This window comes from Kitasatospora sp. NPDC023176 (assembly GCF_055560495.1).
Genome location: NZ_JBVHIP010000006.1, coordinates 36,487 through 59,577, shown reverse-complemented (window position 1 = coordinate 59,577; position 23,091 = coordinate 36,487). Strand labels below are relative to the sequence as shown.

Below are 23,091 nucleotides of genomic sequence, written 5' to 3'. Positions count from 1 at the left end.
TCCGGAGAAAGGCGCTTTCCTTTCCTTAGGCAATGGGTCGTTTAGCGGAAAGGGAAGCCCGTGGCACAGAGGGTGCAGGTCATTCTTGAAGACGATCTCGATGGCGGTTCGGCGGACGAGACGGTGACGTTCGCGCTCGACGGCGTTGCCTACGAGATCGACCTGAAGAGCGCCAACGCGGACAAGCTGCGCGGTCTGCTGGCGCCCTACCTGGAGAAGGGCCGCAAGCAGAGCGGCCGGCTCGCCGGTACCCGGCGTCCGGGCCGCGGCGCCGCGGCACGCCCGTCCGGCAGCGCGCCCGACACCGCGAAGGTCCGCGCGTGGGCGAAGGAACAGGGTATGGAGGTCAACGACCGCGGCCGGGTGCCAAGCACCGTCCGCGAGGCCTACGACAAGGCCAACGCGGCCTGACCCCGGCGCCACCGGCCCACCGGAGCGGATGCGGGGCCCCGGCGACCGCGTACGGCACCGACGACACACGCGCGGGGCGCGGAGGGAACACCTCCGCGCCCCGCGGCGTGCACCCGGACGACCACGGCGCCACCGGTACCGGCGCCCGCGTCGGCACGGGCGGCCGAGGCGGCGGGCTCGGGCGGCGGAACAATCACGAGCTGTGCAACGCTGTAAGGGCGAAGCGGTAACGCGGACACCCCGGGACGGCGTACGGCCCGGCCCCGGCCGCCGTCGAACCACCGCCCCTGCGGCCCGACTTCTCGCCAGGCGAACACCGCCACCGCGGAAACTGCGCGAGAACCACCCCGATACCGGGTATGAATGCAGGTGGACGGGTTCTTCGACCCGTCCAGGGGCAGCATGTACGACCGGCCGTAGAGGGTCCGGCTCCGCCCCGGCGGCTCTTGTTCGCCGATGGCGTAGCGGTTTCCGGTGCATCCGGCCCACCTGTGGGAACACCGATTCCCAGCATCAGGTTGGGATTGGTGTCGGCTGGTCGCGCAGCATCTCGCTCCTCTACCGGGGAGTGAATCCGTGGGCCGCGCCGCTGAGCGGGACTAGCATGCGGAAGGACAGGGCGGGGACGGACCCCGAACTGCCCGACCGCTCTGAGGAGCGATAAACGATGTTCGAGAGGTTCACCGACCGCGCGCGGCGGGTTGTCGTCCTGGCTCAGGAAGAAGCCCGGATGCTCAACCACAACTACATCGGCACCGAGCACATCCTCCTGGGTCTGATCCACGAGGGCGAGGGCGTCGCCGCCAAGGCCCTGGAGAGCCTCGGGATTTCCCTTGAGGCCGTGCGCCAGCAGGTCGAGGAGATCATCGGTCAGGGCCAGCAGGCCCCGTCCGGTCACATTCCCTTCACCCCCCGGGCGAAGAAGGTCCTGGAGCTGTCGCTCCGGGAGGCCCTGCAGCTCGGCCACAACTACATCGGCACCGAGCACATCCTGCTCGGCCTGATCCGCGAGGGCGAGGGCGTCGCCGCCCAGGTCCTGGTCAAGCTGGGTGCCGACCTCAACCGGGTGCGCCAGCAGGTCATCCAGCTGCTCTCCGGCTACCAGACCAGCGGCGGCAAGGAGTCGGCCACGGCCGGCGGGCCCGCCGAGGGCACCCCGTCGACCTCGCTGGTCCTGGACCAGTTCGGGCGCAACCTCACCCAGGCCGCCCGCGAGGCCAAGCTCGACCCGGTCATCGGGCGCGAGAAGGAGATCGAGCGGGTCATGCAGGTGCTGTCCCGCCGCACCAAGAACAACCCGGTCCTGATCGGTGAGCCCGGCGTCGGCAAGACCGCCGTGGTCGAGGGCCTGGCGCAGGCGATCGTCAAGGGCGAGGTCCCGGAGACGCTCAAGGACAAGCAGCTCTACACGCTGGACCTGGGCGCCCTGGTGGCCGGCTCGCGCTACCGCGGTGACTTCGAGGAGCGCCTGAAGAAGGTGCTCAAGGAGATCCGCACCCGCGGCGACATCATCCTGTTCATCGACGAGCTGCACACCCTGGTCGGCGCGGGCGCCGCCGAGGGTGCCATCGACGCCGCCAGCATCCTCAAGCCGATGCTGGCCCGCGGCGAGCTGCAGACCATCGGTGCCACCACCCTGGACGAGTACCGCAAGCACCTGGAGAAGGACGCCGCGCTGGAGCGCCGCTTCCAGCCGATCCAGGTCGCCGAGCCCTCGCTGCCGCACACCATCGAGATCCTCAAGGGTCTGCGCGACCGCTACGAGGCCCACCACCGGGTCTCCATCACGGACGCCGCCCTGGTCGCCGCCGCCACCCTGGCCGACCGGTACATCTCGGACCGCTTCCTGCCGGACAAGGCCATCGACCTGATCGACGAGGCCGGCTCCCGAATGCGCATCCGCCGGATGACCGCGCCGCCGGACCTGCGCGAGTTCGACGAGAAGATCGCCGACGTGCGCCGCGAGAAGGAGAGCGCGATCGACGCGCAGGACTTCGAGAAGGCCGCGTCCCTGCGCGACGACGAGAAGCAGCTCCTGCAGGCCAAGGCCAAGCGCGAGAAGGAGTGGAAGGCCGGCGACATGGACGTCGTCGCGGAGGTCAACGAGGAGCTCATCGCCGAGGTCCTGGCCACCGCCACCGGCATCCCGGTCTTCAAGCTGACCGAGGAGGAGACGTCCCGTCTCCTGCGCATGGAGGACGAGCTGCACAAGCGCGTCATCGGCCAGAAGGACGCCATCAAGGCGCTCTCCCAGGCCATCCGGCGCACCCGTGCGGGCCTCAAGGACCCGAAGCGCCCCGGCGGTTCGTTCATCTTCGCCGGCCCGTCCGGCGTCGGTAAGACCGAACTGTCCAAGACGCTCGCCGAGTTCCTCTTCGGCGACGAGGACGCGCTGATCGCGCTCGACATGTCCGAGTTCTCCGAGAAGCACACCGTCTCCCGGCTGTTCGGCTCCCCGCCCGGGTACGTGGGCTACGAGGAGGGCGGCCAGCTGACCGAGAAGGTCCGCCGCAAGCCGTTCTCGGTCGTCCTCTTCGACGAGGTCGAGAAGGCCCACCCGGACATCTTCAACTCGCTGCTGCAGATCCTGGAGGACGGTCGCCTGACCGACTCCCAGGGCCGCGTGGTCGACTTCAAGAACACCGTCATCATCATGACGACCAACCTCGGCACCCGGGACATCTCCAAGGGCTTCAACCTGGGCTTCGCGGCCACGGGTGACACCCAGACCGGGTACGAGCGGATGAAGGCGAAGGTCGGCGAGGAGCTCAAGCAGCACTTCCGCCCCGAGTTCCTGAACCGCGTCGACGACATCGTGGTGTTCCACCAGCTGACCGAGGACGACATCATCCAGATCGTCGACCTGATGATCGACAAGGTGGACGAGCGGCTCAAGGACAAGGACATGGGCCTGGAGCTCAGCGTCGAGGCCAAGAAGCTGCTGGCCAAGCGCGGCTACGACCCGATCCTGGGTGCCCGTCCGCTGCGCCGCACCATCCAGCGCGAGATCGAGGACCACCTCTCCGAGAAGATCCTCTTCGGCGAGCTGCGGGCCGGCCACATCGTGGTCGTCGACGTGGAGGGCGAGGGCAAGGAAGCCAAGTTCACCTTCCGCGGTGAGGAGAAGTCGGCCGTCGCGGACACCCCGGCCGCGGTCGCCTCGTCCGGTCCGGACCTGACGAAGTAAGCCAACATTTAACAGACAACTTCACAGCCACCGAGCCCCCGGCGTTCGCGCCGGGGGCTCGGTGCGTTCCCGGCCGCCGCGCACAGCCCGGACCTGGCGCTTCCCGACGGGGCATCAGCTGACGGAAAATCGGCGAGCATAGCGCCGTGCCCATGTCAGGGTCAAGGTCTATCTTTTCCAGCCCCACTTCGGTCAAATGACGTCCACCTGTCTTTCATATTGGTTTACCGGGCCTTGGCCAAGAGTCGGCTCGGTCGGGGAGGGCGTCACAACCTTGAAGACCACCAGGAGAGCCGCTGCGGTCACCACCGCGGCGGCGGTCATAGTCACGCTCGGCGCGGGCCTGTTCCCGAGCAGCGCCGTCGCGTCCGGCTCGGCACCGGTCCCGAAGGACCCCGCCGACGCCGTCCAGTCCGTCAACACCGAGCACAACATCCCGGGCCCGCTGACCGCCAAGGTCGATGCGGAGAAGAAGGCCGCCACCGAGCAGCTGCTCAACGGCACCGCCCAGGTCGAGCAGCACAACGGCAGCACCAGCGTGAAGCTCGGCAAGGACAAGTACGTCGAGCTCGCCCGTGAGCGCACGGACAAGATCTTCACGATCCTCGTCGACTTCGGCGACCAGGTCGACAACACCACCAAGACCGCCGACGGCAAGGTCAAGTACGGCGGCGAGGCCGGCCCCAAGCACAACCAGATCGAGGCGCCGGACCGCGCCACGAACAACTCGACCGCCTGGCAGGCCGACTACAACCAGCAGCACTACCAGGACCTGTACTTCGCCAAGGACAAGCCCTCGCTGAAGACCTTCTACGAGAAGCAGTCCTCGGGCCGCTACTCGGTCGACGGCGTGGTCTCGGACTGGGTCCGGGTGCCGTGGAACGAGGCCCGGTACGGCTCCGACTACTGCGGCTCCAACGTCTGCCCGAGCGCCCAGGACCTGATCCGCGACGCCGTCGACATCTGGTACAAGGACCAGCTGGCGAAGGGTCAGACCAAGGAGCAGGTCAAGGCGACGCTGGCCTCGTACGACCAGTGGGACCGCTACGGCTCGCACCACGACGGGAACTTCAACCAGCCCGACGGGTACATCGACCACTTCCAGATCGTGCACGCCGGTGAGGACAAGTCGGCCGGTGGCGGCAAGCAGGGCAGCAAGGCCCTGTGGGCCCACCGCTCGTACGTCTACGGCAACCTGACCGGCCAGGCCGGCCCGGGCGACAACAAGCTCGGTGGCGTCCAGGTCGGTGACTCCGGCTTCTGGATCGGCGACTACACGATGCAGCCGGAGAACGGCGGCCTCGGCGTCTTCGCCCACGAGTACGGCCACGACCTCGGTCTGCCGGACCTCTACGACACCGCCGGCAAGGGCATCGACAACTCGGTCGGCTTCTGGTCGCTGATGTCCTCCGGTTCCTGGCTCGGCGAGGGCAAGGACAGCATCGGCGACATGCCGAACGACCTCGACGCCTGGAGCAAGTACCAGCTCGGCTGGCTGAAGGCCGACCGCGCCAAGGCCGGCACCGAGTCGACCCACCACATCGGCCCGGTGGAGTACAACTCCAACCTTCCGCAGGCGCTCATCGTCGACCTGCCGAAGAAGAGCATCACCACCGACATCAACAAGCCCTTCGGGGGCAACAACGAGTGGTGGAGCGGCAGCGCCGACAACCTGAACGTCACGCTGACCCGCGACATCGACCTGACCGGCAAGACCAAGGCCAGCATCAACGCCAAGGCCTGGTACGAGCTGGAGCCGGACTTCGACTACACCTTCGGCGAGGTCTCCACCGACGGCGGCAAGACCTGGACCGTCGTGGACGGCACCTGGAACGGCGCCGCGCTCCCCAAGGAGAACGGCCGCCCGGCCCTCAGCGGCCTCACCGCCGCCTGGGGTGACCTGTCGTTCAACCTGGACGCCTACGCCGGCAAGAAGATCCAGTTCCGCTACCACAACACCACCGACGGCGGCCTGCACTACCGCGGCTTCGCGGCGGACAACATCGCGGTGACCGCCGACGGCGCCACCGTGTTCAGCGACGACGTGGAGAACGGCGACAACGGCTGGACCGCCGCCGGCTTCACCCGCTTCGGCGGCTCGTACACCAAGGACTACGCGCAGTACTACATCGCGGAGAACAAGCAGTACGTGTCGTTCGACCAGACGCTGAAGACCGGCCCGTACAACTTCGGTTCGGCCGCCAAGCCCGGCTGGGTCGAGCACTACTCGTACCAGCCCGGCCTGCTGATCTGGTACTGGGACGAATCGCAGACCGACAACAACGTCAGCGCCCACCCGGGCCACGGCCTGGTGCTGCCGGTCGACTCGCACCCGACCCCGATCAAGTGGTCCGACGGCACCCTGATGCGCCCGCGCATGCAGGGCTTCGACTCGACCTTCGGTTCGCGTCGCGTCCCGGCGCTGACCCTGCACAAGGCCGACGTCGAGACGGTCATCCCGAAGTCCAAGGGCGTCGACGAGTTCTCCGACCTGAAGTCGTGGTGGTCGAAGGACAACCCGTACAGCGGTGTCGACGTGCCGAAGACCGGCACCAGCATCGAGGTCGAGAACGAGTCCGCGAACTACCTGGAGACCTGGATCCGGGTCCGCCCGGTCGACAACTGATCGTCCTGACGGTCAGGCCGTGATCGCGCGGCACTGAAGTCTCCCCGTCCGGCCCGTCCCCGCCACCGCGCGGGGGCGGGCCGGACGCTTTCCGGCGGCGGCTCGAACCCCGCCGCCGGGTGGCGCTCGTCACAGCGCTTCGGCGCGGTACGACCGGGCCTAGTAGTCGGGCGGGCCGGGCGCCGGGCCGGACCGGGCCGGTTGACGATCCGATCGCGTACCTCTCCGGGCACGGCGTCACGGCGTTCTAGGCTGCTCAGTCGGTGGTGCGGGCGGGGTGGCTGATCCGGCCGCTGATCTCCAGCGCGACCTCGCGGGCCGCTTCGAGGGCCTCGTCCAGGTCGGCGGACGGCAGCTTCTCGCCCCACACGTTCTCGGCGTCGCCGCAGTCCGCGGTGTCCTGCTTGAGCAGGAAGAACGCCGAGTGGGCGGTGAACAGCGCCATCGTGGCGCGCAGCCGGTCCCGGAACTCCGCCTCCGGGCCGTGCACCAGCTGCATCATGGTGATCACGCGGTCCCGGAAGGCCAGCCCAGCCGGGGACTCGCGCAGCGCGGGCTGGTTCTCGTGGAAGAAGCGCAGCAGCGGGGCCCGCTCGGTCATCCCGTCCGCGTAGCGCCGGATCAGCTCATCGCGCATCTCCGGGCTCCAGGCCTGCTCCCGGCCCCACGCGATGATCTCGTCGATCGGCGCGGCCATCCGCTCGACGATGCCCAGGACGATGTCGTCCTTGGTCTTGAAGTGGTAGTAGAGCGCGGCCTTGGTGACGCCCAGGCGGTCGGCGATCTCGCGCAGTGAGGTCTGCTCGTAGCCCTGCTCCGAGAAGAGCTCCAACGACACCTCGATGATGCGAGCCCTGGTGTCGCTGCGGGGGCTGTGCGGAGTGCCCATGGCCTGCCTCATGACTGCGTCGGTGACTACTGCTGCGGACTCCGGGGTGGTGTCCGCCCCGGGCTCATTCTCCCTGCCCAGGCGCCCGGTCCTAAAACTGGCTTGACGACCGGCTAGGAAACAACCTACCGTGCCGACGATCGATAAACTAGCCGGGCGTCAAGTAAGTGATCCGCCGCAAGGCCCGCTGCCCGTCCGAAACACCCCTCCGGGAGACCCCACCCCATGTCACAGTCCAAGACCGCCGGCCCGGTACCGGAGGACAAGACGGCCGAGGAGGAGCAGCCGCGGTCACCCCGCGAGATCCGCCTCGTGATGGTCGGCTTGGTCGTCACGATGCTGCTGGCCATGCTCGACAACCTGATCGTCGGCACCGCGATGCCGACCATCGTCGGTGACCTCGGCGGCGCCGAGCACCTGTCCTGGGTCGTCACCGCGTACACCCTGGCCACCGCCGCCTCCACCCCGATCTGGGGCAAGCTCGGCGACCTGTACGGCCGCAAGGGCACCTTCCTGACCTCGATCGTGATCTTCCTGGTGGGCTCGGCGCTGTCCGGGCTGTCCCAGAACATGAACGAGCTGATCGGCTTCCGCGCCGTGCAGGGCCTCGGCGCCGGCGGTCTGATGGTCGGCGTCATGTCGATCATGGGCGCGCTCGTCCCGCCGCGTGACCGCGGCAAGTACCAGGGCATGTTCGCCGCCGTGATGGCCCTCGCCACCATCGGCGGCCCACTGGTCGGCGGCTTCATCACCGACCACCTGAGCTGGCACTGGACCTTCTACATCAACCTGCCGCTCGGGATCGTCGCGCTCGCCGTGGTCGTCGTCACCCTGAAGCTGCCGAAGGTCCGCAACACCGCCCGGATCGACTACCCGGGTGCCGTGCTGCTCACCACCGGCATCACCTCGCTCGTGCTGATCACCACCTGGGGCGGCCAGCAGTACGCCTGGGGCTCCAAGGAGATCCTCGGCCTGGCCGCGCTCGCCGTCGCCTCGCTGATCGCCTTCTGCTACGTGGAGCAGCGGGCCCAGGAACCGATGCTGCCGCTGAGCCTGTTCAAGAACCTGAACTTCACCCTGGTCTCGATCATCGGCTTCGTGGTCGGCTTCGTGATGTTCGGTTCGACCGTCTTCCTGCCGCTCTACCAGCAGATTGTCCAGGGCGCCTCGGCGACCAACTCCGGCCTGCTGCTGATGCCGATGATGTTCGGCATGCTGGTCGTCTCGCTCGTGGTCGGCCAGGCCGTCACCAAGACCGGCAAGTACCGGATCTTCCCGATCATCGGCACCATCGTGATGACCGGCGGCCTGATCCTGCTCTCCACCATGGGCACCGAGACCAGCAGCTTCACCTCGGCCTGCTGGATGATCGTGCTGGGCGCCGGCATGGGCTTCCTGATGCAGATCACCATGCTGGTCGCCCAGAACAGCGTCGAGCTCAAGGACATGGGCGTCGCCAGCTCCACCGCCACCCTGTTCCGCACCATCGGCGGTTCCTTCGGTGTCGCGCTGTTCGGCGCCCTGTTCAACAACCGGGTGAAGGACACCATGACCGCGCGGCTGGGCGAGCAGGCCTCGGCCGGCGGCGGGGCGAAGGACCCGGGCCAGATGGGCCCGGCCGAGCTGCGCAAGCTGCCCGAGGCCGTCCAGGACGCCTACCACCACGCGGTGTCCAACGGCATGCACACCGTCTTCCTGTGGGGCGCCGGGGTGGCCGTGATCGCCATCGCCGCCGCGGTGTTCCTGCGCGAGGTGCCGCTGCGCGGCGCCGGCACCGGCGAGAAGCCGGCCGAGGCCTCGCTGGAGGCGACGGCCGTCTGACGGTCACCGCTTCGCACGGCGCCCCCGGGAGGTCCTCCCGGGGGCGCCGTCGTTCACTGGGGCAGGCGGTAGACGCCCTGCTCGACCGGCTCGACCAGACCGTCGGCGACCAGGCCGTCCAGCGCCCGGGCGCGCTGCACCGCGTCCGGCCAGACCGCGTCCAGCCGGGCCTGGGGCACCGTGCCGTGTGCCTCGCGCAGCACCGCGAGCAGCTTGCCGCGCACCTGGCGGTCCGTCCCCTCGTAGGACTGGCCGCGCCGGGCCGGGCCCTCGTACGGCGGGCGGCCGGCCCGCTGCCAGGCGCAGACGGTGAACAGCGGGCAGTCCCCGCACTCCGGGCCGCGGGCGGTGCAGACCAGCGCGCCCAGTTCCATCACGCCGACCGCCCAGGTGGCGGCCGTCGGGGCGTCGTCGGGCAGCAGGGCGGTCGCGGTGCGGCGCTCGGCGGCGGTGGTGGCGGTGGCCGGGTACTCGACGCCGGTCACCGCGCGGGCGAAGACCCGGCGGACGTTGGTGTCCAGCACCACGTGCCGCTGGCGGAAGGCGAAGGAGGCGACCGCGGCGGCGGTGTACTCCCCCACCCCGGGCAGCGAGAGCAGCGTGGCGTGGTCGTCCGGGACCTCGCCGCCGTGCTGCTCGGTGATCGCCACGGCGGCCGCGTGCAGGCGCAGCGCGCGGCGCGGGTAGCCCAGCCGGCCCCACAGCCGGACCGCCTCGCCGGGTGCCTCGGCGGCCAGGTCGGCGGGGGTGGGCCAGCGGGTCATCCAGGCCTGCCAGGCGGGCAGCACCCGCTTCACCGGGGTCTGCTGGAGCATGAACTCGCTCACCATGACCGCCCAGGGGGACGCGTCGGGCGTCCGCCAGGGCAGGTCGCGCTTGCTGGCCTCGTACCAGTCGATGACGGTCGAGTGCAACAGCGGCAGGGGCATCGGCGGCGCGGTGGCGGCTTCGGTGGCGGTGATGGCAGTCATGGCCCTTCGATCCTCCCACGGCCACGGGACCCGACCGAAGCGGAGATGACGATTCCGGATCTGCCGGTTTCCGCCCGGTTCTCCGGATCCGGAGGCTCGCTCGAACGGATCAAATGGCGGATCATGTGAAAGAAGGGGCGACTGTGCGGTGTTGGTGAGTCAATCGCCACACACAGTCCCATAGAGTTTGATCGTGCCCTCTTTGCGTCAACCCGTGGGACCGCTGCCGGCCTCGATCTACTGGCGTCGGCGCGTCGTCGTGCTCGTCGCCGTCGCGGCGGTCGTCGCGCTGATCGCCTGGCTGATGACTGATCAGGGCGGAGGCGGTGACGGCGGCTCATCGAGCAAGGCCGCGCAGGCCGTACCGTCCCAGAGCCAGACACCCGCCCAGGCGATCACGCCGGGCGCCTCGCCGAGCGGCCCGGCGGCGCACCCCGCCGGGGGCGGCACCGGCGGCGGGCCGGTCGCCAGCGGCGGCGGCAGCGAGGTCGGGCTCAGCGGCGGCGCGACCGGCGGCGGCGCTGGCGGGGCCGGTGGCTCGGGCGGTTCGGGCGGCTCCGGCGGAGCCGGTGGCAACCCGGCGCCGGGTGGTTCGGGCGGCTCGACCGGTGCGTCCGGCGGCCAGGGCGGCGGCGCCCCGGCGGTGAACACCCCCGAGGTGATGGCGCTTCCGGTCTGCTCCTCCTCGCAGGTCGCCCTGGAGCTGGCCGGCAGCCAGAACTCCTACCAGGCCAAGGACAAGCCGAAGCTGGCGCTGACGGTCAAGAACTCCTCCGGCGCCAACTGCCGGGTGGACCTGGGCCGCACCGCCTCGGTGATCACCGTCAGCAGCGGCAGCAACAACGACCGGGTCTGGTCCTCCGGCGACTGCCCGCCCGACAAGGGCAACATCTGGGTGCAGATCCCGGCCAACAGCAGCCAGACCGAGACCTTCACCTGGGACCGCAGCCGCAGCAAGCCGCAGTGCGCGACCGCCGACCAGACCGCGCCGCCGAACGGGACGTACGTGGTGCTCGCCGAGCTCACCGGGCTCTCCGGGGACAAGGTGTCCGCCCGGACCTCGATCCGGCTGGACAACTGAGCGCTCGTCATCTTCGTACGGAGCCCCCGACCGCCGCGCGGTCGGGGGCTCCGGTGGTGTGGGCAGGTCCGGGGGGCGTGAGGTGGTGCTGAGCGGCCCAGGGGGGCGGAGACGCGGGACGGCCCCCGGGGAAGCGTTTCTCCGGGGGCCGTCCGCGGGCTGCCGCGCGTCAGATCAGACGTAGCGCTCCAGGATGGACGATTCGGCAAGCCGGGACAGGCCCTCGCGGACCGAGCGGGCCCGGGTCTCGCCGACGCCCTCGACCGTCTGCAGGTCGTCGATGCTGGCGGCGAGCAGCTTCTGCAGCCCGCCGAAGTGCTCGACCAGGCGCTCTATCACCGTGTTGGGCAGGCGCGGGATCTTCGCCAGCAGGCGGTAGCCGCGCGGGGAGACGGCGGAGTCCAGGGACTCCGGGGAGCCGGAGTAGCCGAGCGCCTTGGCGACCGTCTGGAGGTCCAGCAGCTCGGCGTGGGTGAGCGCCTCCAGGTCGGCCAGCACCTCGGTGACCGTACGGCCCTTCTTGGCGGCGCGCTCCGGGAAGTAGTCCCGGGCGACCAGTTCGCGCTCCGGCTCCACGCCCGCGATCAGCTCGTCCAGCTGGAGCGAGAGCAGCCGGCCGTCGATGCCGAGCTCCAGCACGTAGCCGGCGATCTCGGTGGCGATCAGCCGGACCATCTCCAGGCGCTGGGCCACGGCCGTGACGTCCCGGACCGTCACCAGGTCCTCGATCTCCAGGGCGGAGAGCGTGCCGGCCACCTCGTCCAGGCGCAGCTTGTAGCGCTCCAGGGTGGCCAGCGCCTGGTTGGCGCGGGAGAGGACGGTGGTGGAGTCCTCCAGCACCCGGCGGGTGCCGTTGACGTACATGGCGATCAGCCGCATCGAGTGCGAGACCGCGACCACCGGATAGCCGGTCTGCCGGTTGACCCGCTCGGCGGTGCGGTGGCGGGTGCCGGTCTCGTCGGTGGGGATGGTGGAGTCCGGCATCAGGTGGACGCCGGCCCTGACGATCTTGGTGATGTCCTTGTCCAGCACCACCGCGCCGTCGAGCTTGCACAGCTCGCGCAGCCGCGTCGCGCTGAACTCGACGTCCAGGACGAAGCCGCCGGTGCACAGGGACTCGACGGTCTTGTCGAAACCCAGCACGATCAGGCCGCCGGTGTTGGCCCGCAGGACCCGTTCCAGGCCGTCACGAAGCGCGGTACCGGGCGCGATGGCGGTGAGGGAGGCCCGCAGCAGGGCCTCCTCACGGGAGGCCTTGTCCGCCCCCCGGTCGCTGGCTGCCACGTGACTCCTCCGGTCGACCCCGTGCCGCGCGCCTCGCGCCGTGCGCCGGTCCGCGGTCTGTTGCTCTGTCGCTCAGTACCGCTTCGGTACTGCCTTCTGGCCAATGAGACTGGGGGAAGTCTAACTGCGTGCGGCTTCGGCAGGGCTTGGGTCAGCGCACTTCGTCGGAGTCGAGCGGCTCCCAGCCGTCCATCAGCTCGTCCGGGTACGCCGGGACCCGGGGCGCGCGGGGCGCCGGCGGGGCCGACGGAGCCTCACCACGCGTCTCGGTACGGGCCTCGGCGCGGGGCTTGGCGGCGGCCCGGCGGCGGCCCGGGATGGCCCGCAGCGCCTCACCGATGTCGGCCACCTCGACCACCTTCATGCCCGGCGGCACCTTTCCCGGGTCCGGCGGGACCAGGGCGTGGGTGAAGCCCAGCCGGTGCGCCTCGGCCAGCCGGCGCTGCACACCCGTCACCCGCCGCACCTCGCCCGCCAGACCGACCTCGCCGATCGCCACCAGGTTGCTGGGCAGCGGGGTGTCGGTGGAGGAGCTGGCCACCGCGAGCGCGACCGCGAGGTCCGCGGAGGGCTCGGTCAGCTTCACCCCGCCGACCGTCGCGGTGTAGATGTCCTGCTTGCCGAGCTTCACCCCGCCGTGCCGCTCGACCACGGCCAGGATCATCGCGATCCGGGGCGACTCCAGGCCCGAGGTGGTGCGCCGCGGGGAGGGGATCTGCGAATCCACCATCAGTGCCTGCACCTCGGCCACCAGCGGGCGCTTGCCCTCCAGGGTGACGGTGAGGCAGGTGCCCGGGACGGGCTTGTCACGCCTGGTCAGGAAGAGGCCGGACGGGTCAGCGAGGCCGACGATGCCCTCGTCGTGCAGCTCGAAGCAGCCCACCTCGTCGGTGGCGCCGTAGCGGTTCTTGACCCCGCGGATGAGCCGCAGCCGGGCGTGCCGGTCCCCCTCGAAGCTCAGCACCACGTCCACCAGGTGCTCCAGCAGGCGCGGGCCGGCGATCTGGCCGTCCTTGGTGACGTGGCCGACCAGCAGGGTGGCCATGCCGCGGTCCTTGGACGCCCGGATCAACGCGCCCGCCACCTCGCGGACCTGGGCCGGGCCGCCGGGGGCGCCGTCCAGCTCGGCGGAGGCGATGGTCTGCACCGAGTCCAGGACCAGCAGCCCGGGGTTGACCGCATCGATGTGCCCGAGCACCGCGCCCAGGTCCTGCTCGGCGGCGAGGTAGAGGTGCTCGGAGAGGGCGTCGATCCGGTCGGCGCGCAGCCGGACCTGGCCGGCCGACTCCTCGCCGGTGACGTAGAGCGTGCGGTGCTGGGCGGTGGCCGCCTTGGCCGCGACATCCAGCAGCAGGGTCGACTTGCCGACGCCGGGCTCACCGGCCAGCAGCACCACCGCGCCGGGGACCAGACCGCCGCCGAGCACCCGGTCCAGCTCCGGCACGCCCGTCGAGCGGGCCGTCGCGACCTGGCCGTCCACCTGGGCGATCGGGCGGGCCGGCGCGCTGACCGGGCCGGCCGCGGTGGTGCGGATCGGCACCGCGCCGTACTCCTCGACCGTGCCCCAGGCGTTGCACTCCGGGCAGCGGCCGACCCACTTGGGCAGCTGGTTGCCGCACTCGGTGCAGCGGTAGGCCGGGCGCGGCTTGGCGGTGGTCTTGGAACGCGGAGGCATGCGGCCCACGGTAGCGGCTGGGTGTGACAGCGGTGGTCCGCTGCGCTTCGCCGTGCTCGGCCGTTCTCTGCTGTGTTCGGCTGTGCTCTGCTGTGTTCGGCCGTTCTCGGCTGTGCTCGGCCGTTCGAGGCCGTGCTTCGCGGCTGAGGATGCCGGGCGCCCACACAGATGGGCGATGTTGTTACCCGAAAGAAGTACATACGCGGTGAATGGCGGGGACGGGCCGCCCGGTGTCCCTACCGTCGGACGGGTGACAACGCGAACTGTTGGGCCCGTCGGGGCGCCGGACGCCGTACTCGCGGCGTACGAGCGGCAGGTGGACGGCCTGTTCACCTACTGCCTCTCGGTGCTGTGCGAACACGACGCGGCCACCGACGCCCTGCGGGATGTCCGCGAGCTGGCCCGGCGGCACGGCGCCCGGCTGGCCGAGCCCGGACTGGTGCGGGCCTGGCTGTTCTCGCTGGCCCGGTACTGCTGCCTGCGGCGGCTGGCGGACGGGACCGGGCCGGGGGCGGCCGGCCGGCCCGACCAGATGCCCGAGGCCGAGGCGATCCGGCGACGACGCGAGCTGGCCTCGCTCGCCTGGCCCGAGGCGGCCGGTACGGACCCGGAGCAGCGCGAGGCGCTGGAGCTGTCCGTCCGGCACCGGCTGACCCCGCTGGAGGTGGCGGCCGTCGTGGGCCTGCCGTTCGACCGGACCCGCGCACTGCTCGCTGCCGCCGAGGCCGAGGTGGCCCGGACCAGGGCGGCGCTGCTGGTGCTCGGGGTGGGCAGCTGCCCGGAGCTGGACCGGCTGGGCGGGGCCGGGGCGGAGTCCTGGCGGGACTGGGTGCTCGGCCCGGCGCTGCGGCGGGAGCTGGTGCAGCACGTGGTGGAGTGCCCGACCTGCCGGGGGACGGCGGAGCGGGTGGCCGCCGGGGAGGCGGCCGAGGGTGCGGCGGGGCTGTCGGGGCTGCCGCTGCTGGCGGCGCCCCCGTCGGTGGGTGGGCCGGCGCGGCCCGCCCCGGCTGGGGCGACGGGCCGGCGCGGCTCGGCGGCGGCCGAGCCGGGGCTGCGGTTCGACCACGGCGGCTTCCCCCGGCACCGGGCTCCGGACGCGGGCCGGGGGCTGGCGGTCCGTCGGCGGGTGGTGACCACCGGGGTGCTGGCGGCCGTGCTGGCGGCGCCGGTGGTCGCGCTGTGGGCCGGGCACCGGGGCGGTGGCGGGGCGGGGTCGGCGGCCTCGGTCTCGGCGGTGCGGGTGGACGAGGCCGGGCGGGACGCCGGGCAGCGGCCGGGGCAGCCGTGGGCGGCGGGGGTGGCCGCGGGGGCGGCGGTGGGCGCGGGGATGCCGGGGCTGGAGCTGGCGGGTGCGGGCGGGGGTGGCGGGGGCGGAGCAAACGGTGCAGAAACGTTGCTTCCCGGCTTTCCGCGGCTCACCTTCCAGGGTCCACTGGTCCCGGTGCCCGCCCGGGGCGCCACCCCGCTCGGCAGCCCCACCCTGGTCGCCGCCCCGGCCCCCGCGGTCGAACGGGCCTCCGCCCCGGGCGCGAGCGACCCGGCCCCGGCCGGACTGCTCACCGTCGAGGCCGGGGAGTACGGCAGCCGGACGGTGCTCACCCTCACCAACTCCGGCACCACGGAGATCCGTTGGCACGCCGTGACGGACGCCGGCTGGCTCCGGCTCAGCCGCGACGCGGGGACGCTCGCGCCCGGGCAGCGGATCACCGTGATCGTCACCGTGGACGAGACCCTCGCGCCCACCACCCACTGGACCGCCCGGATCGCGCTGCCACCCTCCCAGGCGGTGGTCACCCTGGAGGGCGGGCCGGAGAACCGGGGCGGGTCCTCCTCCTCGGCGGAGCCCTCGGCGCCCGCGTCGACGTCCGCATCGGCAGCACCGTCCGCGTCACCGTCGACGTCCCCGCCGACACCGGGCGGGGGGTCGTCGGCCACGGCCACGCCCACGGCGACGCCGAGCCGGACCGGGGCGCCGTCGCCCTCCGGCTCGCCGACCGGAGCGCCGAGCCCCTCGGGGACACCGACCGGGAGCGCCTCCCCGCACCCGACGGGCACCGCGACGGGGCGCTAGGCCTGCTCTTGCGCGGGAGGGCTGCGGTGGATCGGCGGGACCTGGTAGGTGCCGTCGAGCACGACGGGCTTCGGCCGGTAGAGCCGGATGATCGGGCGGAACTCGCCGAGCGGGGTGGGGAGCCAGTTGGCGGCGGCCGTCGGGTCGTCCGGCTGCTCGTGCTGGAGGGTCACGGTCAGCGAGCCGTCGTCCCCGTACACCAGGCCGGGAGTGCGGTCGCCGATCGAGTAGCGGTCGATCGGGTTCTCCACCAGGTAGTAGTCCGGCACCGAGTACATCGTGACGGACCAGAAGGCCTCGGCCGGCGGGGGCTGCTCGAAGCGGAGGGTGTAGCTGTTGGCGCCGGTGAGCGGGCGGCCGTCGGAGTCGTCGTAGGTCATCGCGTACGAGGCCTCGTAGGCGTGGTTGCCCCAGAGGCCGGCCCGGGCGGCGGCGGCGCGGCTGAGGTAGGCGGCGCGGCGGTCGGGGATGCGCCACTCCGGGTCGTCCAGGGTGCCGGGGCCCAGGTGGTCGATGTTGTAGTCGAAGAGGTGGAGCGTGGAGCGCCACTCGCCGAGCGGGTGGTCCTCGGGCGGGCGGGTGGCGTCCTCGACCCGTTCGCGCCCGGCGGCCAGGCCCTTGGCGAGCGCCAGGGTCCACTCCGCGGCGGCCGCGCGGTACGGCGAGGCGCCGTCGTCCAGCAGGCCGAGCGGGGCGAAGCGGCGCTGGTACTCGATGTCGGGGGTGGCCGGCGGGAAGGCCTGCATCCACACTCGCAGGCGTTCGAAGAAGGCCAGCCGCTCGGGGACGTCCGGGTCGGGCTCGGGCACTCCGGCGACCAGGCCGCCGGGCTCCAGCGGCTCCAGGACGAGCCCGGCCTGGAGCGCCTTGACCCGGGGCAGGTCGCCGGGGCCGTTGCAGGCGAAGCGGCCGACGATCGTGCCGACGGTGGTGGGCAGTTCGATCACCCGGTCCCGGTCCGGCGCGGTGCCGTGCCACTCGGGCGGGACGACCAGCCAGGTCTGGGCCGCGGTGCCGGTGGCCCGGCTGCCGAGGTAGGCGACGTTGTCCGTCCAGGCGCCGAGGAACTGCAGCACGTAGTAGGCGCCGGCGGTGTCCGGGACGTGCAGCACCTGCGGGCCCTCGGAGAGGTCCAGTTGGGCGATCGAGTAGATGGTGTCGTTGTTGACCGAGACGAAGTGGTCGGCCGGGCCGGCCAGCCGGGTGGCGTGGCTGAAGTGGTTGAACGGCGCCGCCGGGAGGGTGCCCAGGCCGCCCTTGGCGAAGCGCTCGACCATGGTGAGGCCGGCGACGAGCGGATAGCCGTAGACGTAGGCGTCGGCGGCCAGGGCCTCCAGCTCGGGCAGGTTCATCGGGGGTCCTTCGTCGGGGTCGGAGCGGGGCGGGGCTGGACGGGGGCTGGACGTTGGCTGGACATTGGCGGCGGGCGGCGGACCAGCGCGGGGCGGGCGGCGGATCAGCGCGGGGTGAGCGGCGGGGGTTGCCAGCGGCCGTCCAGGACGGAGTCCTCCGGGCCGCGGATCCGGAGCACGACGGCGAACGGGCCGTCCGGGGCGGGCAGCCAGTTGGCGGAGTGCTCGGCGTTGGCGGGGCGCTTGTGCTGGACGTAGAGGGTGAGGCCGCCGTCCCGGTCACGGACCAGGCCGGGGGTGTGGGCGCCGATCGAGTAGCGGTCCAGGGTGTTGTCGACCAGCCGGTGCCCGGGGAGCGCGTACGCGGTCGCGGACCAGAAGAAGCGGGCCGGCGGCAGGGCGTCCGGGGCGAAGCGGATCAGGTAGTCGCGGTCGGCGGCGTTCGGCGGGCGGTGGCCCGCGCTGTCCGCCGCCCAACGGCCGTACCAGACCTCCTCGACGGGCAGTCCGTACGGGCCGAGCTCGGCGGCGACGGCCTGCCGGAGGAAGTCCCCGCCCAGCTGCTCGCGGGTGCCGAACAGGCCTGCGGAGTCACGGAGTTCGGTGACGGCGCGGGTCAGCCGGGCGCGGCCGTCGGCGATGCCCCGGTCGAGTTCGGCGCGGGTCTCCAGCGGGAGGACGGCGGGCTCGAACTCGCCGCGGCCGTCGATGCCGAGGTCGGTCAGGCGGCCGCGCAACTCGCTCTCGGCCGGCGGGAGTCGGTCGGTCAGCGGGAAGAACCCGAGCAGGAAGTCGAGGAAGGTGAGGAACTCGACGCCGTCCGGGACCTCGTCGCGCCAGACCGGCCAGACCGGTTCGGGGGCGGGGGCGGGGGCCGGGCTGCCGGTGTACTCGTGCAGCGGGCGCAGCCGGTACTGCTCCTGGGCGGCCCGCAGCTCGGCGAGCTCGGCGGGGCTGTTTCCGGTGAGCCGGGTGTGGGCGAGGACGCTGACCAGTCGGGTGGCGGTGCGGATCACGCCCGCGATGCCGGGCGGGGTCTCGCCCGTCCAGTCGGGGCCGGCCACCAGGAAGTCCCCGGCCTCCTGGCCGGTGGTCCGGGAGCCGATCAACCCGGCCTGGAGGGTGTCGAGTTCGTGCACCGCGAGGACGCGGTAGCCGGCGTCGGAGGGGACCGAGAGCACCCAGGGCTCGGCGCGCAGGTCGAGCCAGGCGCGGGAGGGGAGGGTGTCGTTGTCGGGGGTGACGGCGTCGGTGTCGGCGGGAGTGGCCGGCCGCGAGGTGTGGCGGAAGACGCCGAAGCCGCCGACGTAGCCGGGGTCCGCGTCGTCCAGGGCCTGGGCGTAGAGGGTGCGGTAGTTGCGCAGGACGGGGTGGGCGCGGATCCAGGCCTCGGCCGCGGTCGCGCGGATGGTGGCCGGATCGACGAGTGCCGGGTTGACCATGCTGTCGCTCTCCCAGGCCGAATCAGGGCAGATCGGTATATTTGGGATGCTAAGGGGGGTGGATGAGGGTGGCATGTCGGGCGGCGCCGGGGCCGGGTGGGGGCTGGTTCGGTGCTCGGCGCGGGTCCTCGGCTCGGGTCCTCGGCTCGGTGCTCGGCCTGGGTGCTCGGCGCGGGTGCTCAGCGCGGGCACTCCGCCTGGGCGCTCCGCTCAGCGCGAACCCCGGCGTACGGGTGGTACGGCGGGGACAGGCTGGCCGGTATGAAGATCCTCCTGCTCGGGGGCTCGTCCTTTCTCGGACGGGCCTACGCCACCGAGGCGCTCGCCCGCGGCCACCAGGTCACCACCTTCAACCGCGGCCGCAGCGCCCCCGACCTGCCCGGGGTCGAGACCGTCCGGGGCGACCGCGACAGCGCCGAGGACCTCGCCCGGCTGATCGAGGGCCGCCACTGGGACGCCGTCGTCGACACCTCCGCCCGCCAGCCCGCCCAGGCCGCGCTCTCCGCCCGACTGCTGCGCGAACGGGCCGACCACTACACCTTCGTCTCCTCGGTGCACGCCTACGCCGACTGGGCCACCCAGGTGATCAGCGAGGACTCCCCGCTCCTCCCCTGCCCCGCCGACACCCCGCCCGACCAGCCGTTCGGCCGCGAGCTGAAGGCGGGCGCCGAGCGCGCGGTGCTGGCGGGCTTCGGCGCCGATCGCACCCTGGTGCTCAGCAGCGGGCTGCTGATCGGACCGTACGAGCTGGGCGGCCGGCTGCCCTGGTGGCTGGAGCGGATGGCCCGCGGCGGGCGGGTACTCGCGCCCGGCGATCCGGAGCGGACCATCCAGGTGATCGACGTGCGGGACTTCGCCGCCTTCGGGCTCGACCTGCTGACGGCCGGGACGGCGGGGCGCTACATCACCACCGCGCCGCCCGGGCGGCTCACCTTCGGGCAGTGGCTGGAGACCTGCCGGGAGATCGCGGGCGCGGCCGGCACCGAGCTGGTCCCGGTCGACGACGCCGCGCTGCTCGCCGAGGGGCCGGACCAGGTCGCCCCCTGGCTCGAACTCCCTTTCTGGGCGCCGGACCTGCCGGAGTGGCGGTACATCTGGCAGGTCGACAGCACCCGCGCCGAGGCGGCCGGGCTGCGCTGCCGTCCGTTCGCGGAGACCGCCCGGGACACCTGGGAGTGGCTGCGCGCCCGGGGCCAGGCCGAGGACACCGACGCCGAGGGGCGGAAGCTGGTCCCGGGAGCGCCGTTCAAGCAGGGCATCGAACCGGCCAAGGAGCAACGGCTGTTGGCCGCGCACGGGTGAGACTCCCGGGGGGGGAGCTCCCCGGGTGCGGCGCCTCGGGCGAAGCCGCGGAGCGGGAAGTCGGCCGGGCCGACTTCCCGCTCCGGAGGCGCACTCAGTGGGTGCGGCGGGTCACCAGCTCGGCGAGCGCCAGCAGTTCGTCCGCCGCGGCCGGCTCCGGGACGGCCGCGGCCAGTTGCGCCATCGCCGCGGCCATCCGCTCGCAGGACTCGCCCTGCGCCCAGCCGCGGCCCCCGGCCGCCTCGACCGCGGCCGCGCACTGGGCCAACTCCCCGGAGGTGAGCGCCCGTTCGAGCGAGTACAGCTCGGCGAGCCGGGCGCCCTCGGCGGTGCCCGAGCCGAGCGCCTTGACCACCGGCAGCGACTTCTTCCGGGCGACGAGGTCCGCGCCGACCGGCTTGCCGGTGACCGTCGGATCCCCCCAGATGCCGATCAGGTCGTCGATCAGCTGGAAGGCCAGGCCGATCTCGCGGCCGAAGCCGTCCATCGCCCGCGCCGCCTCCTCCGACCCGCCCCCGTACAGCGCGCCCATCGCGCAGGCGGCGCCGAGCAGGGCTCCGGTCTTGGCCTCGGCCATCGCCAGGCACTCGGTGAGCGAGACGTCGTTGCGCTGCTCGAAGGCGCAGTCGATCTGCTGGCCCTCGCAGAGCTCGACCACGCAGTCGGCGAGCCGGCGGATCGAGCCCCGGGCGGCCGGGTGGGAGTCCTCGGCGACCAGGCGCAGCGCGAGGGAGTGCATCGCGTCGCCGGCCAGGATGGCCTCGGTGGTGCCGAACACCCGCCAGGCGGTGGGCCGGTGGCGCCGGGTGTCGTCCCGGTCGATGACGTCGTCGTGGAGCAGGGTGAAGTTGTGGACCAGCTCCACCGCGGCGGCCGCGGCGACGGCCGTACCGGGGGTGCCGCCGAGGGCCTGGGTGGCGGCGAGGACCAGCGCGGGGCGGATCGCCTTGCCGGAGGAGGACTCGGAGGGCGTGCCGTCCGCCTCCCACCACCCGAAGTGGTAGCCGGCGACCTTGCGCATCGTGCCGGGCAGTGAGTCGACGGCGGCCCGCAGCACCGGGTCGACCAGTCCGCGGGCGCGGGCGAGGATGTCGGCCGCCTCGTGGCCCTCTTTGTGGTCCCGCTCCAGCGTGGAGCTCGTCATGGGTTCCTCCCCCTGTAGGGCGCCTGTCGTGGGACGGCCGGCCCGTCGGGCGGCCGGGTGGTGCCGGGGCGGCGGGCCGGTGGCCGTACGCACCGCGGCGCGCCGCCCGGCCGGGGCTGTACCCCTGGCCGGGCGGCGCGGTTCCGGGCTCGGAGGCCGAGCCGGGGGCCCGTCGTCAGCGCTGCGCGACGTCCACGTTCTCCAGCACGCCGACCGCGTCCGGGACCAGGATCGCGGCCGAGTAGTAGGCGCTCACCAGGTAGGAGATGATGGCCTTCTCGTCGATTCCCATGAAACGCACCGAGAGGCCCGGCTGGTATTCATCCGGAATTCCGGTCTGGTGCAGGCCGACGACGCCCTGGTTGTCCTCGCCGACGCGCATCGCGATGATCGAGCTGGTGTGCCCGCCGATGATCGGGATCTTGTCGCACGGGAAGAGCGGCACCCCGCGCCAGGCGTTGACGTGCTTGCCCTCGACCTCGACGGTGCCCGGGTTGAGGCCGCGCTTGTTGCACTCCCGGCCGAAGGCGGCGATGGCCTTGGGGTGGGCCAGGAACATCTTGGTGCTGCGGCGGCGGCTGAGCAGTTCGTCCATGTCGTCCGGGGTGGGCGGGCCGGAGTGGGTCTGGATCCGCTGGTCGTACTCGGCGCTCTCCAGCAGCCCGAACTCGGGGTTGTTGACGAGCTCGTGCTCCTGGCGCTCGCGCAGGGCCTCGATGGTCAGCCGGAGCTGGTGCTCGGTCTGGTTCATCGGCTGGTTGTAGAGGTCGGCGACGCGGCTGTGGACCTTGAGGATCGTCTGGGCGACGCTCAGCTCGTACTCGCGGGGCCTGAGCTCGTAGTCCACGAAGGCGCCGGGCAGGTCGTACTCGCCCTGGTGGCCGGCGGAGAGGCCGATCGCGGCCTCGCCGTGCTTGTTCTGCGCCTGCTCGAAGCCGTTCAGGTACTCCATGATCTGCAGCTGCAGCGACTCGGAGCGGTCGTGCAGCTCCTGGAAGGAGGGCCAGGAGAGCACCAGTACGGTGCCGGAGGTGGCGGCGCGGACGGTGTACGGCCAGGCGCCGTCCTCCTCCTGGAGCGCCTCGTCGCCCAGGTGGTCACCGTCGGCGAGGGTGCCGACCACCGTCTCCTCGCCGTACTTGCCGGTGCCGAGCCGGTCGAGCTTGCCGTGCGCGATGAGGAAGACCTCGCTGATCGGCGTGCCGGCGGTGACCAGGACGTCCCCCGCGTCGAACTGCCGTTGCACGAAGCGGCCGGCCAGCTCCTCCAGCACGGCCTCGTCCTGGTAGCCGCGCAGCACCGGCACCTCGGCCAGGGTCTGCGGGACGATCCGCACCTCGGAACCGGTCTTGACGAAACTCACCCGGCCACGGCCGACCTTGTGGCGCAGGCGGCGGTTGACCCGGTAGGTACCGCCGGAGACCTGCACCCAGGGCAGCATCCTGAGCAGCCAGCGCGGGCTGATGCCCTGCATCTGGGGCGCGGACTTGGTGGTCGTGGCGAGGTTCCGCGCGCCCGCCGTGCTCAGGGACTGCTGCTGCCGGATCTCCGGCTGCGCGCCCGGCGCAGGAATTCCGGCATTGGTTTCGGTCGACATAAGGGGAGCCCTTCGCATGCCCGATGAAAGCGTCGCCTTGCACATTCATGTTGCAGCTTCATGGTGGGCCCGTTCGGGGGCGTCCCGCAATCACTCATTCGAGTGGTTCCGAATAACCGAACAAATAGTACGACTAGATCACCTGATCGATATGTGTTCGACTATTCATTCGAAAACCATCGCAACGCCGGCCCCCATCTTCCCCCATCGACCACCCCGACCGCGCCACCTCTTGACA

General features: G+C 72.0%; 15 protein-coding genes. 7 read left to right on the top strand and 8 right to left on the bottom strand.

The window, feature by feature from the left end; translation table 11 throughout:
• Positions 1–60 precede the first annotated feature (60 nt).
• From ACZ3YL_RS11350 to ACZ3YL_RS11340, 3 genes are all read left to right on the top strand, one after another.
• On the top strand, positions 61–411 hold the full coding sequence (locus ACZ3YL_RS11350; RefSeq protein WP_188302599.1) for a histone-like nucleoid-structuring protein Lsr2: 351 nt from the start codon (positions 61–63) through the stop codon (positions 409–411).
• A gap of 667 nt (positions 412–1,078) precedes the next feature.
• Complete coding sequence (locus ACZ3YL_RS11345) at positions 1,079–3,598, top strand: ATP-dependent Clp protease ATP-binding subunit (protein ID WP_188302600.1); 2,520 nt, start codon at positions 1,079–1,081, stop codon at positions 3,596–3,598.
• Positions 3,599–3,872: 274 nt separating this feature from the next.
• Positions 3,873–6,224: an immune inhibitor A domain-containing protein gene (locus tag ACZ3YL_RS11340; protein WP_223241687.1), complete on the top strand. Its 2,352-nt coding sequence runs from the start codon at positions 3,873–3,875 to the stop codon at positions 6,222–6,224.
• A 256-nt stretch (positions 6,225–6,480) separates the two neighbouring features.
• Here ACZ3YL_RS11340 and ACZ3YL_RS11335 read toward each other — a convergent pair whose 3' ends face one another.
• Positions 6,481–7,113, bottom strand: a complete 633-nt coding sequence (locus ACZ3YL_RS11335; RefSeq protein WP_465656786.1) for a TetR/AcrR family transcriptional regulator — start codon at positions 7,111–7,113, stop codon at positions 6,481–6,483.
• A gap of 225 nt (positions 7,114–7,338) precedes the next feature.
• Between ACZ3YL_RS11335 and ACZ3YL_RS11330 the strand changes: the two genes are divergently transcribed.
• Complete coding sequence (locus tag ACZ3YL_RS11330; RefSeq protein ID WP_188302603.1) at positions 7,339–8,934, top strand: MDR family MFS transporter; 1,596 nt, start codon at positions 7,339–7,341, stop codon at positions 8,932–8,934.
• A 53-nt stretch (positions 8,935–8,987) separates the two neighbouring features.
• Here ACZ3YL_RS11330 and ACZ3YL_RS11325 read toward each other — a convergent pair whose 3' ends face one another.
• Complete coding sequence (locus tag ACZ3YL_RS11325) at positions 8,988–9,905, bottom strand: A/G-specific adenine glycosylase (RefSeq protein ID WP_188302604.1); 918 nt, start codon at positions 9,903–9,905, stop codon at positions 8,988–8,990.
• Between the two features lie 214 nt (positions 9,906–10,119).
• On the opposite strand from ACZ3YL_RS11325, the gene ACZ3YL_RS11320 reads away from it, so the two are divergent.
• Positions 10,120–10,986 carry a hypothetical protein gene (locus ACZ3YL_RS11320; protein WP_465656783.1) on the top strand — a complete coding sequence of 289 codons (867 nt, stop codon included), beginning with the start codon at positions 10,120–10,122 and terminating at the stop codon, positions 10,984–10,986.
• A 174-nt stretch (positions 10,987–11,160) separates the two neighbouring features.
• Here ACZ3YL_RS11320 and disA read toward each other — a convergent pair whose 3' ends face one another.
• Positions 11,161–12,219: a DNA integrity scanning diadenylate cyclase DisA gene (gene disA, locus ACZ3YL_RS11315; RefSeq protein ID WP_188306273.1), complete on the bottom strand. Its 1,059-nt coding sequence runs from the start codon at positions 12,217–12,219 to the stop codon at positions 11,161–11,163.
• A 202-nt stretch (positions 12,220–12,421) separates the two neighbouring features.
• A complete protein-coding gene (gene radA / locus ACZ3YL_RS11310; protein WP_188306271.1) occupies positions 12,422–13,945 on the bottom strand; it encodes a DNA repair protein RadA in 1,524 nt (507 codons plus the stop codon).
• A gap of 250 nt (positions 13,946–14,195) precedes the next feature.
• Between radA and ACZ3YL_RS11305 the strand changes: the two genes are divergently transcribed.
• Positions 14,196–16,016, top strand: a complete 1,821-nt coding sequence (locus tag ACZ3YL_RS11305; RefSeq protein WP_465656781.1) for a BACON domain-containing protein — start codon at positions 14,196–14,198, stop codon at positions 16,014–16,016.
• Here the strand turns inward: ACZ3YL_RS11305 and ACZ3YL_RS11300 are convergent.
• Both ACZ3YL_RS11300 and ACZ3YL_RS11295 read right to left on the bottom strand, forming a co-directional pair.
• On the bottom strand, positions 16,013–17,368 hold the full coding sequence (locus ACZ3YL_RS11300) for a DUF1254 domain-containing protein (protein WP_188305801.1): 1,356 nt from the start codon (positions 17,366–17,368) through the stop codon (positions 16,013–16,015). The two genes, ACZ3YL_RS11305 and ACZ3YL_RS11300, sit on opposite strands and share 4 nt — an antisense overlap.
• Positions 17,369–17,472: 104 nt before the next feature.
• Positions 17,473–18,810, bottom strand: coding sequence for a DUF1254 domain-containing protein (locus ACZ3YL_RS11295; RefSeq protein WP_465656779.1), 1,338 nt, complete (start codon positions 18,808–18,810; stop codon positions 17,473–17,475).
• 261 nt (positions 18,811–19,071) lie between these two features.
• On the opposite strand from ACZ3YL_RS11295, the gene ACZ3YL_RS11290 reads away from it, so the two are divergent.
• Entirely contained in the window at positions 19,072–20,112 is a 1,041-nt protein-coding gene (locus ACZ3YL_RS11290) for an NAD-dependent epimerase/dehydratase family protein (RefSeq protein WP_465656778.1), read from the top strand.
• Between the two features lie 94 nt (positions 20,113–20,206).
• Here the strand turns inward: ACZ3YL_RS11290 and ACZ3YL_RS11285 are convergent, their stop codons facing one another.
• Both ACZ3YL_RS11285 and ACZ3YL_RS11280 read right to left on the bottom strand, forming a co-directional pair.
• Positions 20,207–21,256 carry a family 2 encapsulin nanocompartment cargo protein polyprenyl transferase gene (locus tag ACZ3YL_RS11285; RefSeq protein ID WP_188305804.1) on the bottom strand — a complete coding sequence of 350 codons (1,050 nt, stop codon included), beginning with the start codon at positions 21,254–21,256 and terminating at the stop codon, positions 20,207–20,209.
• A 175-nt stretch (positions 21,257–21,431) separates the two neighbouring features.
• Positions 21,432–22,853: a family 2B encapsulin nanocompartment shell protein gene (locus tag ACZ3YL_RS11280; protein ID WP_188305805.1), complete on the bottom strand. Its 1,422-nt coding sequence runs from the start codon at positions 22,851–22,853 to the stop codon at positions 21,432–21,434.
• Positions 22,854–23,091 lie beyond the last annotated feature (238 nt).

Bases quoted from the DNA above. Each gene is read 5' to 3' on its own strand.
- ACZ3YL_RS11280 (WP_188305805.1), bottom strand. From the start codon at position 22,853: ATGTCGACCGAAACCAATGCCGGAATTCCTGCGCCGGGCGCGCAGCCG.
- ACZ3YL_RS11325 (WP_188302604.1), bottom strand. From the start codon at position 9,905: ATGACTGCCATCACCGCCACCGAAGCCGCCACCGCGCCGCCGATGCCC.
- ACZ3YL_RS11330 (WP_188302603.1), top strand. From the start codon at position 7,339: ATGTCACAGTCCAAGACCGCCGGCCCGGTACCGGAGGACAAGACGGCC.
- ACZ3YL_RS11295 (WP_465656779.1), bottom strand. From the start codon at position 18,810: ATGGTCAACCCGGCACTCGTCGATCCGGCCACCATCCGCGCGACCGCG.
- ACZ3YL_RS11300 (WP_188305801.1), bottom strand. From the start codon at position 17,368: ATGAACCTGCCCGAGCTGGAGGCCCTGGCCGCCGACGCCTACGTCTAC.
- ACZ3YL_RS11335 (WP_465656786.1), bottom strand. From the start codon at position 7,113: ATGGGCACTCCGCACAGCCCCCGCAGCGACACCAGGGCTCGCATCATC.
- ACZ3YL_RS11345 (WP_188302600.1), top strand. From the start codon at position 1,079: ATGTTCGAGAGGTTCACCGACCGCGCGCGGCGGGTTGTCGTCCTGGCT.
- ACZ3YL_RS11285 (WP_188305804.1), bottom strand. From the start codon at position 21,256: ATGACGAGCTCCACGCTGGAGCGGGACCACAAAGAGGGCCACGAGGCG.
- ACZ3YL_RS11290 (WP_465656778.1), top strand. From the start codon at position 19,072: ATGAAGATCCTCCTGCTCGGGGGCTCGTCCTTTCTCGGACGGGCCTAC.
- radA (WP_188306271.1), bottom strand. From the start codon at position 13,945: ATGCCTCCGCGTTCCAAGACCACCGCCAAGCCGCGCCCGGCCTACCGC.